Source organism: Saccharomonospora piscinae (assembly GCF_005862235.1).
Classification (GTDB): domain Bacteria; phylum Actinomycetota; class Actinomycetes; order Mycobacteriales; family Pseudonocardiaceae; genus Saccharomonospora; species Saccharomonospora piscinae.
Genome location: NZ_VCEK01000002.1, coordinates 68431 through 81990, shown reverse-complemented (window position 1 = coordinate 81990; position 13560 = coordinate 68431). Strand labels below are relative to the sequence as shown.

The window sequence follows — 13560 nt, the reverse complement described above, 5'->3', positions numbered from 1 at the left end:
CGCGGTGAGCCGTGCGGTGCTGTCGCTGGGATCGAACCTGGGCGACCGGCTGGAGTACCTGCGACTCGCCGTGACCGGGCTGCGCGACGCGCTGGTGGCCGTGTCGTCGGTGTACGAGACCGCGCCGTGGGGCGTGACCGACCAGCCGGACTTCCTCAACGCCGTGTGTGTCGTCGACGATCCGGGCCGGGACGCCTGGGCGTGGCTGCGCACCGCGCAGGAGCTGGAGCGCGAGGCGGAGCGGGTGCGCGAGCGGCGGTGGGGACCGCGCACGCTGGACGTCGACGTGGTGACCGTCGACGGCGTCCGATCCGACGACCCCGAGTTGCTGTTGCCGCATCCCGGTACTCCCGAACGGGCGACCGTGCTGATCCCCTGGCTGGAGATCGATCCGGCGGCCGAGGTACCGGGGCGCGGCAGCGCGGCCGACCTACTGGCCGCGCTGCCCGCCGCCGACCGTGCCGCCGTGCGCCGCCGCGACGATCTGGTGCTCGCACGGCGCCGGTGATCAGTCCGCCGAGGCTCGCAGGGCCTCGACGATCCACAGCGCCGCGGGAACCCGCGCCGGGATCGGCGGCCACCCGTTGATCGTCGCGAGCAACTGCCAGTAACGCTCGGCCCTGGCGTCGGCTCCCCTCCCGATGCGGTCGGCCAGCGAGTGGCGCAGCGCCGGGCCGTCGGACTCGCCGGGCTCACTGCCCTCCCGCGCGATCTCGTCGGCCAGTGCCCGGCCCTCGCCGGAGCCGGGCGGGGTGCCCGCGTCGAGCGCGGCCTGGGCCCGCCCGCTCCACTCGCCCCACCGCTGGGCCTGCGCCCGCGATAGGGCGTCGGCCCACCCGTCACCGCCGGTGTCGGCGTCGCGCTCGCGTCCCGCCGCCTGCTGCTCGCTCATCCCGCGGATCAGCGCCCGGAAGTCCGGGTCCCGCACCAGCTCCGCGAACTCGATCCACGCCTCCAGCTGTTCCGGCGTCGGATCGTCGGGCAGTTCCGGCTTCGCCTGCCGCATCCGGTCGTAGAACTCCGGGTTCACGTCGAGCCCGTCGGTGACCTCGTGCCAGAAATCGTCGACGAGTCGCTTGCGCTGTTCGTCGGACATCGCCGCCAGTTTGTTCATCAGCCTCACCTCGTCCGGTTCCGATTGCCGCTTCATCACCGCGCGCAGCACCGCCCGCCGCGTCCGCAGGACGTGGATCTGCTCGTCGAGCACCTCGACGTGCTTGGCGGCCAGCTCGGGCAGCCGCCGCGCCCTCCCGAGCACGGCGCGGATCTCCGCGAGCCCGATCCCCAGTTCCCGCAGGGTGCGGACCAGTTCGAGCCTGGCCAGCGCCCGCGTGTCATAGAGCCGGTACCCTGCGCGGGTGCGGTCGGTGGGCGGCAGCAGACCCTCGTCGGAGTAGAACCGGATGGTCTTGACCGGCAGACCGGTCCTCCGGGACAACTCCCCGATGGTGAACATGCTCGCCCCCGTCACCGGACCGATGGTGGTGTCTCCAGTCGGTGGAGAGTCAAACACGGATTCGCGACCCTCGGTACGGTGGTGGCCATGCATTTCACGCGGGCACGGGATCTGCTCGTCGCCGGAGTGATCGGGTTCGGTGTCACGTTCCCCCTGTTCCGCGTCGCCTTCGGTTCCCTGCCAACCCTTCCCACGCTCGCGGGCGCGACGTTGCTGGTGCTCGCGGCGGGGGAACTGGCGCTGGCGTTCGCGATCCGGTCGCGGATCGCGTCGCGGCGGGTGGTGACCGGCGTCGGGATCGCGCGGGCGGTGGCGCTGGCGAAGGCGTCGTCGTTGCTGGGGTCGCTCATGCTGGGCGCATGGCTGGGCGCGCTCGCCTACCTCGGCCCACAATCGGGGGAAATCGTCGCCGCCGCCAATGATCTTCCGGCCGCGGTGATCGGCGCCTGTTGCGCCGCCGCGTTGATCGGCGCTGCGCTGTGGCTGGAGCACTCCTGCCGCGCACCGGACAACAGTGATCGGGACAACGGGCGAGCACCGACCGATTAGCGCACGAGGGCCACCGCTCGAAGTACCGGAAAGGTCTCGGTCAGATCACCGGAAGGTACGGTGTGGGGCATGACTGGCGTGGGTGACGACTCGCGGGCCCGTTCGGCGTCCAAACCGTGGCTGGCTGTCGGCTTCCTGCTCGCCCTCGGCGCCACCGTCGCCCTGGTACTGACCGACGATCTGCGGTGGATCAGGCTGGCGGTCGTCGCCGCGCTGTGGGCCGCGTTGATCGGCGCGCTGATGGCGGCCCAGTACCGCAGGCAGGCGGCGACGAGCGAGAAATCCGCCTCGAAGGCCCAGCAGATCTACGAACTCGAACTGCAGAAGGAGATCTCCGCGCGGCGTGAGCACGAGCTGGAGATCGAGTCGGAGACGCGCAGGCGGGTCGAGTCGGAGAGCCGCGACGAGTTGGAGGCGTTGCGAGAGGAGATGCGCACCCTGCGCGAGAACCTCCAGAACCTCTTCGGCGGTGAGGTGCTGTGGGAGCGGGTGGCGCTGACGGCGCAGTCGACCCGCATGCGCAAGCTCGGCGAGGAACCCAAGCTCGTCGCGGCGGGGGAACCGGGCAACGGGCGGCCCGCCCAGCTCACGGTCGGAGCGGACGCGGAGGTCGTGGACCAGCCGACCGAGTTGATCGGCCGCGTCCGCGACCGGGACGCGGAACCCGCGCCCGAGCCCGCCGAGCCCGACGAGCCGATGGTCGCGAGGGCGGAGCAGCCCCGCCGTCGGGAGCCGGGCCCGCCGCGCACGCGCTTCGTGCCGAGGCCGTCGCGTCCCGCCGAGGACAGCAGGCCCAACCAGCAGCCGGTCGATCCCCCGACGCGGCGGGTGCAGCCGAAGCCGGGCGCGGCGATGGCGCGTGCCAGCGAGGCCGCGAACCGTGCCAGGTCCGAACGGTCGCGCTCCAACCAGCGGCCCGTCGCCGGTCCTCCCGGCACGCCACCGCCCGCGCAGTACGCGCCGCGCCGCGCGCCGGAACCGGCCGCCGAGCGTCCCGTCGAGCGTTCCCGGCCCGCGGTCGCCCCGGTGGACGCTGCTGCCGCGGGCGGCTCGGCCCCTTCGGGGCCCGCGGCTGTTCGTCGACCGCAGCCCGCCGTCGAGGAGGCCCCGACCCGAACACAGTCGCCGGTGGAGGGCAGGACCGCCGTGACGCCGCCCATCCCGCCGCGCCGTGGCGGCCCGCCCGCCCGTCCCGTGCCGCCGAGGACGGCGGATGCGCAACCTCCCACCGAGGTGCGCGCGCCGGTCACCCGGCGGCCTCCACCGGCCGAGGCCCCGAAACCGGCCCAGCAGGCCCAGCCCCAGCCGGCCGAGCCCTCGGCGGCGGCAGGGGCCACCGAATCCACGGGGTCCGGTTCGGAGGCCACGGTGGCCGGTGCTCCGGTGGTGTCGCGTGCCCAACCGGCCGAGCCGGTCGCACCGGAACCCAACCCGACTCTGCCACCGGAGATCCGGGACGCCCGGCCCTCCGGTGGCCGCAGGCGGCGTGCCGAGCCCGCCGACGAGCCCGCGTCGAGGGCGAACGGCTCGACCACGGCGCCGGAGACCACACCGCAGTCCGGCCGGGGCAGGCGCTACCGGGCCGACGACGAGCAGCCCTCCTGGCTGGGCACCTCGTCGGAGGGCGATGCCGAACCGGGGGCGGGCAGGCGCAGGGCACCGGAGCCGGAGTTCGACGACGCGGAGCCCGCCGGGTCGCACGCGGAGGGTCGGTCCGTCAGCGACCTGCTCGCCGCGTACGGCGCGAGCGGTGCCTCGCCGCGCCGTCGCCGCCGCGCCGCGGACTGACTGCCACGACCAGCTCCCCGCGCGGGTCGCTAGAGTGCCCGCGTGAGGGGAGCCACCGCAGACCAGCCCGGATCGCCCGGTGATTCCGGGTCGGCCCGCACCGACGAGCCCACGCCGTCACCCGCCCACCTTCGCCGTCACCCGCCGCGCCGGGTCTCCGTGCTGCTTCCGGTGGCGGGGATCGTCGGTCTCGCCGTGTGCGGCCTGCTGGTGCTGGGCCTGGCCACCGTGCGCGTCGGCGTGCTCGCCGTGCTCATCGGGGTGGTCGCCGCGGTACTGCCGGTGCTGGTCGTGGTGGCGGCGTTTCTGTGGATCGACCGCTGGGAGCCCGAGCCCGCGAGGCTGCTGCTGTTCACCTTCGGGTGGGGCGCCTGTGTCGCCACGCTGACGGCGTTGCTGGTGAACGACACCGCCGAGGCCGTGGGTGACCTGCTGCTGGGCACCGGTAGCGGTGGCACGGTGAGCGCGATCGTGTCGGCGCCCTTGGTGGAGGAGGCGGCCAAGGCCGTTCCCGTGGTGGCGCTCATGTGGCGGCGCTCGCACGAGTTCGACGGGGTCGTCGACGGCATCGTGTACGCCGGGTTCAGCGCGGCGGGGTTCGCCTTCACGGAGAACATCTACTACTTCGGCCGCGCCTTCGTCGAACACGGACTGGGCGATGGACTGTCGTCCGCGGGGGTCCTTGCGGCGTTCCTCCTCCGTGGTGTCCTGTCCCCGTTCGCGCATCCGCTCTTCTCTGTCGTGATCGGACTCGGTGTCGGGCTGGTGGTGCGGTCGCGTCGCCGGTCGGCGAAGATCGCGATCCCGCTGGCGGCCTACGTGGGTGCCGTCCTGCTGCACGCGCTGTGGAACGCGTCGGCCACGCTGGGCGGCGCCGACGTGTTCCTCGACGTCTACTTCCTCATCATGATGCCGATCTTCGTGTCGGTGGTGCTGGTGATGCTGTGGCAGCGCCGCAGGGAGCAGCGCATCATCGCCGCCGCGTTGCCCGGCATGGCCGAGGCGGGCTGGATCGCGCCGTCCGAGGTGCCCCTGCTGAGCGAGCTGCGGGAACGGGCGCGCTGGCGCAGGCAGGCACGTGCGGAGTCGGGCCGGGCCGCGGGCCGAGCCGTGGCCGCCTACCAGGCCGCCGTCACGGAGCTGGCGTTCGCGCGCCGCTGGGCGGGCGACGCCGCGCCCGAGGGCAGGCAGGCCGAGTTGCTGGCCGTGTTGCGGCACACCCGGCGCGAGGCGGTTCGGCTGGCCACGCGCCGCACCGACGGGTGAAGCTCATCACCTCGCGGGCGCGCGGTGGTTCGCGCCGGACTAGTCTCGCGCCGTCGTCCGGTACCCGCGCCGACCGAGCGGGACTGGAACGAGTCCGGGAGTGTCGTGCGATGAACGTCCAGTGGGGCAGGCGGTGAACCGCCCCGCAAGACTCGCCGTCGGTGTGGTGTCGGCGGGCCGCGTCGGCAGTGTGCTGGGTGCGGCGCTGGCGCGCGCCGGGCACACCGTCGTGGCCGCGTCCGGGGTGTCCGACGCATCGGTACGCCGCGCGGAGCGGCTGCTGCCCGGGGTGCCGCTGCGACCGCCCGACGAGGTGGTGTCCAGCGCCGATCTGGTGCTGCTCGCGTTGCCGGACGACGTCCTCGCTCCGATGGTGGCTGGCCTCGCCCGAGCCGGTGCCTTCCGCCAGGGCCAGATCGTGGTGCACACGTGCGGCGCGCACGGCATCGACGTGTTGCGTCCCGCTGTCGACGCGGGCGCTTTGCCCCTGGCGCTGCATCCGGTGATGACGTTCACGGGAGCGCCCGAGGACCTCCAGCGCCTCGACTCGTGCACCGTCGGCGTGACCGCCGCCGACGGCGACGACGCCGCGTGGAACGTGGGCGAGGCGCTGACCGTGGAGATGGGGGCGGAGCCGGTGCGGCTGCCCGCCGCCGCCCGCCCGCTCTACCACGCCGCGCTGTCGCACGGTGCGAACCACCTCGCGACGTTGGTCGCCGACTGTGTGGAATTGTTGCGCCGTGGTGGCGTCGGCGAACCGGAACGGTTGCTCGCCCCGCTGCTGTCCGCCGCGCTGGACAACGCGCTGCGGCACGGCGACCGGGCGCTCACCGGTCCGGTCGCGCGCGGCGACACGGGCACCGTCGACACGCATCTGCGGGTGCTCGCCGAGCGCGCGCCCGAGCTCTTGCCCGCCTACACCGCGCTGGCTGGCCGCACGGCCACGCGGGCGCACCGGGCCGGGCTGCTCGGGCAGGACGACGCCGCCGCGATCACCGAACTGCTCGACGACGGACGTGAGGGCCAGTGACACCGAAGACCACACCGAAGTTCAGCCGGGGGCAGCTGAACACCTACCGGGCGCCGTCCGACCTCCGTCAGGTCTGCGCCGCCCTGCGGGCCGTGGGCCGCAACGTGGCGCTCGTGCCGACGATGGGCGCGCTGCACGCCGGTCACCGCGAACTGTTGCGCCGGGCCAAGCGCCTGCCCAACACGGTGGTGGTGGCCTCCGTCTTCGTGAACCCGCTCCAGTTCGGGCGCGACGAGGACTTCGACGCCTATCCCCGTCCGCTCGACGACGATCTCGCGGTGCTGGAGGAGATGGGTGTCGACATCGCGTTCACCCCGTCCGCCGAGGCGCTCTACGCGCCCGGCGCGGCCGTGACCGTGCATCCCGGGCCACTCGGGGACGAGCTGGAGGGCGCCGCCCGCCCCGGCCACTTCGCGGGCGTGCTGACCGTCGTCGCGAAGCTGTTCAACTTGGTCCGTCCGCACCACGCGCTGTTCGGGGAGAAGGACTACCAGCAGCTCGTCCTGCTGCGGCGCATGGTGCGGGACCTCGATCTGGACGTGCGGGTGCTCGGCGTTCCCACGCTCAGGGAACCGGACGGCCTCGCGCTGTCGTCCCGCAACGCCTACCTGACGGCCGAGCAGCGTGAGCAGGCGGTGGTGCTGTCGGCGGCTCTGACCGCGGGTGCCCATGCGGGCGGCCACGGTGCGGCGGCGGTGCTCGACGCCGCGCGCGCCACGCTGGCCGCCAGGCCGGAGGTGGCCGTGGAGTACCTCGAACTGCGTGATCCCGAGTTCGGACCGCCCCCCACCGACGGCGAGGCCCGGTTGCTCGTCGCGGCGAAACTCGGAACCACCCGGCTCATCGACAACGTCGGAGTGCTGGTGGGCGCGGCGGCCCAACACGGCATCGAGCAGTGAGGACCCAGGGGTAGGAGAGGGAGTCCCGCGATGTACCGAACCATGCTGAAGTCGAAGATCCACCGGGCGACGGTGACACAGGCCGACCTGCACTACGTCGGCTCGGTGACCGTGGACCGCACGCTGCTGGACGCGGCCGACCTGCTGCCCGGCGAGCTGGTGACGATCGTCGACGTCACCAACGGAGCCCGGTTGGAGACCTACGTGATCGAGGGCGAGCGCGACAGCGGCGTCATCGGTATCAACGGGGCAGCCGCCCATCTCGTCCATCCCGGCGACATCGTCATCCTCATCGCCTACGGGCAGATGGACTCCGCGGAGGCGGCGTCCTACGTGCCGAGCATCGTGTTCGTGGACAGCGACAACCGCATCGTCACCCGGGGTGGCGATCCCGCCGAGGTGCCCGAGGGCCACGGGCTCGCCAGCGGTGCCACCGCCGTCGGCGTCGAGGTCCCCCGGCGCACCACGCTGCCCGCGCGGGCGGAGACCGTCGACGCGGCCCGCCTCGACGCGCTGTTGCAGGCGGAGAACTAGGTGCTGCTCACCGTCGACGTCGGGAACTCGAACATCGTTCTCGGCCTGCACGCCGGTCGCGGTGACGAGGCCAGGCTGGTGCGCGACTGGCGGATGCGGACGGACCCGCACATGACGGCCGACGAGCTCGCGCTGACCATGCGCGGGTTGCTCGGTGAGCACGCGGACGAGGTCACCGGAATCAGCGCGCTGTCCACGGTGCCCGCGGTGCTGCGGGAACTGCGGGTGATGCTCGACCGCTACTATCCCGACACCCCGAAAGTCATCGTGGAGCCGGGAGTGCGTACCGGGGTTCCACTGCTGGTGGACAACCCGAAGGAAGTGGGCGGCGACCGGCTCGTGAACACCCTCGCGGCCCACCACCTGCACAACACGGCCTGCGTCGTGGTCGACTTCGGCACCTCCACCAACGTGGACGCCATTTCGGCCAGGGGCGAGTTCCTGGGTGGTGCGTTCGCGCCGGGAATCGACATTTCGGTGGATGCCCTCGCCGCGCGAGCCGCCGCACTCCGGACGGTGGAACTCGTCCCGCCCAGGTCGGTGATCGGCAAGAACACCGTCGAGTGCCTGCAATCGGGGATTCTGTACGGTTTCGCCGGGCAGGTCGACGGGCTGGTCAGACGCATCTCACGGGAGTTGACGGCGGCGTCGGGAGCGCCGGTCCATGTGATCGCCACCGGGGGTCTCGCTCCGCTGGTGCTGGAGGAGTCGGAAACCATCGGTGAGCACGTGCCCCATCTCACCTTGCTGGGGTTGCGGCTGGTTTTCGAGAGGAACACCGGGCCGGGTCGACACGCGCGAGCCTGAGATTGTGTTGCCTCGCATAAGGCCCATAAGACGGAGTCAACGACGAGTCGGGTGCCCGAGACAATCGACGAAGTTGATTTGCGTTATTGTGCGCGAGCGGGTAACAATAAGCTCGGTCAAGACTTCTGGCTCGGGCGTGGACACCACGTGATCTCGGCATGGCTTCAGCAGGAGGAATAAGATGGCGCAGAAGGTCCTCGTCTCACTCGTGGACGATCTGGACGGGTCGGAGGCGGAAGAGACGGTCGAGTTCGGTCTTGACGGAGTGAGCTACGAGATCGATCTCTCCTCCGAAAATGCGGAAGAATTGCGTGACGCCCTCGCCCAGTACGTCGAGCACGCTCGCAGGGCCGGTGGCCGTAAGCGGCCGTCCAGCAAGGGCGCCGCGAAAGCGAACGCACGCTCCGCCAGCGTGGACAGGGAGCAGAACCAGGCAATTCGCGCCTGGGCGCGCAAGAACGGTTACGAGGTCTCGGATCGTGGACGCATCCCGTCCGAGGTCGTCGATGCTTACCACAGGCGGAACTGAACGACATCATGAACTACGGCCTCTCGGGTGACACACCCGGGAGGCCGTATTCAGTTCCGCACCTGTTCGGTTACTTTCTGTTGCCGTGCGTACGACGCCGGTGGCGTGCCGACCACCGTGGTGAAATCCCGGACGAAATGCGCCTGGTCGCTGTAGCCGAGTTCGGCGGCGAGTCCGGCCTGGCTGGGTACGAAATCGGAGGCCAGTCGCGCGGCGGCGTCGTGCAACCGATGGATGCGGACGGCCCACTTCGGGCTCGTTCCGACGTGGGCGGCGAACAACCGCTGCAGTGTTCGCACCGTCATTCCCGTTCCGGCTGCGAGCTGGCCGACACGGGTGATGCTCGGATCGTGCGCGAGAAGACGCACGGCGTCGCGCGCGTTCCGCTCGGCGGCGGACAGCGGTCGGGCACCGGCGGCGAGCACGTCGTTGACCAGCCCCACCAGTTCCGCGTCGGGCACCGACCCGTTCGCGGCGGTGGTCGCGGGTGTTGCCGAAGGGCCGAGTGCGTCGACCAGCGGGACGGAGTGTCCGGCGAATGCCGTGGCGGGCTTGCCGAGCAGCGCGGCGCAACAGCCTGGCCGCACGCGCGCACCGAGTGCCATCCCGCTCCCGCGCAGGGTGATGGAGAACAGCGAGCGGGCCGGCCCCCAGACCCCTGCCGCCTCGGTCCCGAACACGACGTGCGTGGACAGGTTCGGTAGGACGCGCTGCTCGTGGACGGTGGCACCGGGCAGGCCCCAGCGCACGATCCAGTGGTACTCCAGCTGCTCTCGCAGTGCGGGCGCGGGTGCGTGCTGGGTGAGAGTGAACTTCGACGCGGCGGCGTTTCGGTGGAGAACCCCCTGCAGCGCGCGTGCCATGGTGGCGAGCCTACGGCCGGGCTGTCGCGTTTCTGCAAGACAGCAGCCTGCCGCGGGCAGTGGAATAGACCCATGATCGACCTTCCGGAGTCCAGCGCCGCCGTCCGTCCGGCCGTGGCGGCGTTCTCGGACGTCGTCGTCGCTCTGCCCGCTGATGCGCTCCGGGCGCCGACCCCGTGTGAAGACTTCGACGTGGCCGCGTTGCTGGGGCACCTCTGCCACTGGTTGCCGCGCCTGCGCGCCGCCGCGAGCGGGTCGGAACTCGCCGAATCGTGGGCTGTCCCGACGGGCGCCGACCCGCGGGAGCGGGTGCTCACGGAGGCGAGCAGGCTGGCGGCGGTCCTGGCCGAGCCCGGAGCGTGGGTGGGCACGCGCATGTTCGAGCAGCAGGAACTTCCCGCGCGCATGATCGGCGCGATGGCGCTGTGCGAGTTCGTCCTCCACGGGTGGGACCTGGCCGTCGCCGCCGGGCTCGACTACCGCGGTGAACCGGTCGCGGTCGACGCCGTTGCGGGTGCGCTGCGCGTACTCGGCCCACAGGGCAGGGCGAATCGAGTGTTCGGTCCCGAGGTTGCTGTGGAGGTCGGCGCGCCGCCGCTCGCGCGGGTACTGGGGCTCGCCGGCCGTGACCCGGCCGTGGCAGACGTGTGACGCGGTGGCTCTCGTATCCAGGGCCCCACGGCCAGTTGTGCTGCTGTGGTGAGTATCACGCTGAACGCCGTCCGTGATGACGTGTTCGGCGCCGCTACTCCGATGGGGGGAGCCCGCGTGGTTTCCGGAAGACGCGAGACACCTGCCGTCGACCCTGCGGCCCCTGCGGCCCCTGCGGACCCCGCGGTCCCAGCGGTACCGTCCGGACGGGCGAGCCCTGGCAGTCGCCTGTTCGCGGTGAGCGGACAGGGCGGCTCACCGGAATTCCGCCACGGGTCCGTTCGTTGTTCCGTACGTCAGCAGCCAGCAATGAGTCGACTGTGAGCGCGTCTCTCGCGTGTGCCAGCGGGTCCGTGGAGCTCCACCCCACGGCATCGATCCGCACCAGTGGTACGCCGACACACGCGCTCGGCTACTACAGTGGTCACACGGTGCCGAGCTCACCGGCCAGCGAGCCGGACCGAGATCGGGCCGCCGGCGCAGCAGTCGAGGGAGTGGGAATGTTCGAAAGGTTCACCGACCGCGCGAGGCGGGTGGTTGTCCTGGCCCAAGAAGAGGCCCGGATGCTCAACCACAACTACATCGGCACCGAGCACATCCTCCTGGGTTTGATCCACGAGGGTGAGGGTGTCGCCGCCAAGGCGCTCGAGTCGTTGGGTATCGCGCTGGAGGGTGTCCGCCAGCAGGTCGAGGAGATCATCGGCCAGGGCCAGCAGGCCCCCAGCGGGCACATCCCCTTCACGCCGCGTGCCAAAAAGGTGTTGGAGCTGTCGCTGCGCGAGGCGCTGCAGCTCGGGCACAACTACATCGGTACCGAGCACATCCTGCTGGGCCTGATCCGCGAGGGCGAGGGCGTGGCCGCGCAGGTGCTGGTCAAGCTGGGCGCCGACCTGAACCGGGTGCGGCAGCAGGTGCTGCAGTTGCTGTCCGGTTACCAGGGCAAGGAGCCTGCGGAGGCCGGTGCGGGCCGTGGCGAGGGCACCCCGTCGTCGTCGCTCGTGCTCGACCAGTTCGGGCGCAACCTCACCGCCTCGGCGCGTGAGGGCAAGCTCGACCCGGTCATCGGGCGCAGCAAGGAGATCGAGCGGGTCATGCAGGTGCTGTCCCGCCGCACCAAGAACAACCCTGTCCTGATCGGTGAGCCCGGCGTCGGCAAGACCGCCGTCGTCGAGGGGCTGGCCCAGAACATCGTCAAGGGCGAGGTGCCCGAGACGTTGAAGGACAAGCAGCTCTACACCCTCGACCTCGGGTCGCTGGTGGCCGGGTCCCGCTATCGCGGTGACTTCGAGGAGCGGCTGAAGAAGGTCCTCAAGGAGATCAAGACTCGCGGCGACATCATCCTGTTCATCGACGAGCTGCACACGCTCGTCGGCGCGGGTGCCGCCGAGGGTGCGATCGACGCGGCGAGCATCCTCAAGCCGATGCTGGCCCGGGGTGAGCTGCAGACCATCGGCGCGACCACGCTCGAGGAGTACCGCAAGTACATCGAGAAGGACGCCGCGCTGGAGCGCCGGTTCCAGCCGATCCAGGTCGGCGAGCCGTCGCTGGAGCACACCATCGAGATCCTCAAGGGTCTGCGCGACCGCTACGAGGCCCACCACCGCGTGTCGATCACCGACTCGGCACTGGTGGCCGCCGCGACGCTGGCCGACCGCTACATCAACGACCGGTACCTGCCGGACAAGGCGATCGACCTCATCGACGAGGCCGGTGCGCGCATGCGCATCCGCCGGATGACCGCGCCGCCGGACCTGCGTGAGTTCGACGAGAAGATCGCCGACGTGCGCCGGGAGAAGGAGTCGGCCATCGACGCCCAGGACTTCGAGCGGGCCGCACGGCTGCGCGACGAGGAGAAGACCCTCCTCGGCCAGAAGTCCGAGCGCGAGAAGCAGTGGAAGGACGGTGACCTGGACGTCGTCGCGGAGGTCGACGACGAGCAGATCGCCGAGGTCCTCGCCAACTGGACCGGTATCCCGGTGTTCAAGCTCACCGAGGAGGAGACCACCCGGCTGCTCCGCATGGAGGACGAGCTGCACAAGCGGATCATCGGCCAGGAGGACGCGGTCAAGGCCGTGTCGCAGGCCATCCGCCGTACGCGGGCGGGCCTGAAGGACCCGAAGCGCCCGTCGGGCTCGTTCATCTTCGCCGGTCCGTCCGGTGTCGGGAAGACGGAGCTGTCGAAGGCGCTGGCGAACTTCCTGTTCGGTGAGGACGACGCGCTCATCCAGATCGACATGGGTGAGTTCCACGACCGCTACACCGCCTCGCGGCTGTTCGGTGCCCCTCCGGGCTACGTCGGCTACGAGGAGGGCGGTCAGCTCACCGAGAAGGTGCGCCGCAAGCCGTTCTCCGTGGTGCTCTTCGACGAGATCGAGAAGGCCCACCAGGAGATCTACAACACGCTGTTGCAGGTCCTTGAGGACGGTCGGCTCACCGACGGTCAGGGTCGCACGGTCGACTTCAAGAACACGGTGCTGATCTTCACCTCGAACCTGGGCACGCAGGACATCTCCAAGTCCGTGAGCCTCGGCTTCTCTTCGGGTTCCGACGAGGAAACCCGCTACGACAAGATGAAGCAAAAGGTCAACGAGGAGATGAAGAAGCACTTCCGGCCCGAGTTCCTCAACCGGATCGACGACATCATCGTCTTCCACCAGCTCACGCAGAATCAGATCATCGAGATGGTGGACCTGATGTCCTCGCGGGTCGAGGAGGCGCTCAGGGGCAAGGACATGGCCCTGGAGCTCACCGACAGGGCCAAGGCTCTGCTGGCCAAGCGCGGCTTCGACCCGGTGCTCGGTGCCCGGCCGCTGCGTCGCACCATCCAGCGGGAGATCGAGGACCAGCTGTCCGAGAAGATCCTGTTCGGCGAGGTTCAGCCCGGCCAGATCATCATCGTGGACGTGGAGAACTGGGAGGTCGGCGACGTGAACGACGACCAGGCCCGGTTCACCTTCCGCGGCGAGGCCAAGCCGCTGGACGTCCCCGACGCGCCGCCGGTGAGCATCGCCGCGGCGGGCAGCGAGGAGTCCGGCGAGCCGGAGCAGGAGTAACCACAACAGAAGAACCGTGACGGCGGGCCCTCGTGCGATCAGCGCGGGGGGGCCCGCCGTCGTCGCGCCGTGTCCGCAGCCTGCGTAGCCGTGTCCGCAGGCTGCGTAGCCGTGTCCGCAGTCCCCGTCGTGTCG

13 protein-coding genes are annotated in these 13560 nt (G+C 71.0%); 11 read left to right on the top strand and 2 right to left on the bottom strand.

Annotated elements, in window-relative coordinates:
• Positions 1-4 precede the first annotated feature (4 nt).
• Positions 5-508 (top strand): 2-amino-4-hydroxy-6-hydroxymethyldihydropteridine diphosphokinase, encoded by a 504-nt coding sequence (gene folK, locus FFT09_RS05885; RefSeq protein ID WP_138382091.1) that lies wholly within the window; start codon positions 5-7, stop codon positions 506-508.
• Here folK and FFT09_RS05880 read toward each other — a convergent pair whose 3' ends face one another.
• Positions 509-1456 carry a MerR family transcriptional regulator gene (locus tag FFT09_RS05880; protein WP_138382578.1) on the bottom strand — a complete coding sequence of 316 codons (948 nt, stop codon included), beginning with the start codon at positions 1454-1456 and terminating at the stop codon, positions 509-511. It abuts the gene before it with no gap.
• 87 nt (positions 1457-1543) lie between these two features.
• On the opposite strand from FFT09_RS05880, the gene FFT09_RS05875 reads away from it, so the two are divergent.
• The 8 genes from FFT09_RS05875 (at position 1544) to FFT09_RS05840 (ending at position 8858) form a co-directional block, all read left to right on the top strand.
• Positions 1544-2005, top strand: coding sequence for a DUF3180 domain-containing protein (locus FFT09_RS05875; RefSeq protein ID WP_081192405.1), 462 nt, complete (start codon positions 1544-1546; stop codon positions 2003-2005).
• A gap of 69 nt (positions 2006-2074) precedes the next feature.
• On the top strand, positions 2075-3793 hold the full coding sequence (locus FFT09_RS05870; protein WP_138382090.1) for a DUF6779 domain-containing protein: 1719 nt from the start codon (positions 2075-2077) through the stop codon (positions 3791-3793).
• Positions 3794-3952: 159 nt separating this feature from the next.
• A complete protein-coding gene (locus tag FFT09_RS05865) occupies positions 3953-5059 on the top strand; it encodes a PrsW family intramembrane metalloprotease (RefSeq protein ID WP_176218292.1) in 1107 nt (368 codons plus the stop codon).
• Positions 5060-5192: 133 nt separating this feature from the next.
• Positions 5193-6089, top strand: coding sequence for a Rossmann-like and DUF2520 domain-containing protein (locus tag FFT09_RS05860; RefSeq protein ID WP_176218267.1), 897 nt, complete (start codon positions 5193-5195; stop codon positions 6087-6089).
• Positions 6086-6988: a pantoate--beta-alanine ligase gene (gene panC, locus FFT09_RS05855; protein WP_081191834.1), complete on the top strand. Its 903-nt coding sequence runs from the start codon at positions 6086-6088 to the stop codon at positions 6986-6988. The genes FFT09_RS05860 and panC overlap by 4 nt, the downstream gene beginning before the upstream one ends.
• A gap of 30 nt (positions 6989-7018) precedes the next feature.
• Complete coding sequence (panD, locus tag FFT09_RS05850; RefSeq protein ID WP_081191833.1) at positions 7019-7522, top strand: aspartate 1-decarboxylase; 504 nt, start codon at positions 7019-7021, stop codon at positions 7520-7522.
• Entirely contained in the window at positions 7523-8329 is an 807-nt protein-coding gene (locus tag FFT09_RS05845) for a type III pantothenate kinase (protein ID WP_024875393.1), read from the top strand. It begins immediately after the preceding gene.
• A gap of 181 nt (positions 8330-8510) precedes the next feature.
• Positions 8511-8858: a histone-like nucleoid-structuring protein Lsr2 gene (locus tag FFT09_RS05840; RefSeq protein ID WP_024875392.1), complete on the top strand. Its 348-nt coding sequence runs from the start codon at positions 8511-8513 to the stop codon at positions 8856-8858.
• 50 nt (positions 8859-8908) lie between these two features.
• On the opposite strand, the gene FFT09_RS05835 is transcribed toward FFT09_RS05840, so the two are convergent.
• Positions 8909-9721, bottom strand: coding sequence for an AraC family transcriptional regulator (locus tag FFT09_RS05835; RefSeq protein ID WP_138382089.1), 813 nt, complete (start codon positions 9719-9721; stop codon positions 8909-8911).
• Between the two features lie 72 nt (positions 9722-9793).
• Here FFT09_RS05835 and FFT09_RS05830 point away from each other — a divergent pair, with 72 nt between their 5' ends.
• Positions 9794-10372, top strand: coding sequence for a TIGR03086 family metal-binding protein (locus tag FFT09_RS05830; protein ID WP_081191831.1), 579 nt, complete (start codon positions 9794-9796; stop codon positions 10370-10372).
• Positions 10373-10872: 500 nt separating this feature from the next.
• Positions 10873-13425: an ATP-dependent Clp protease ATP-binding subunit gene (locus FFT09_RS05825; RefSeq protein ID WP_081191830.1), complete on the top strand. Its 2553-nt coding sequence runs from the start codon at positions 10873-10875 to the stop codon at positions 13423-13425.
• Positions 13426-13560 lie beyond the last annotated feature (135 nt).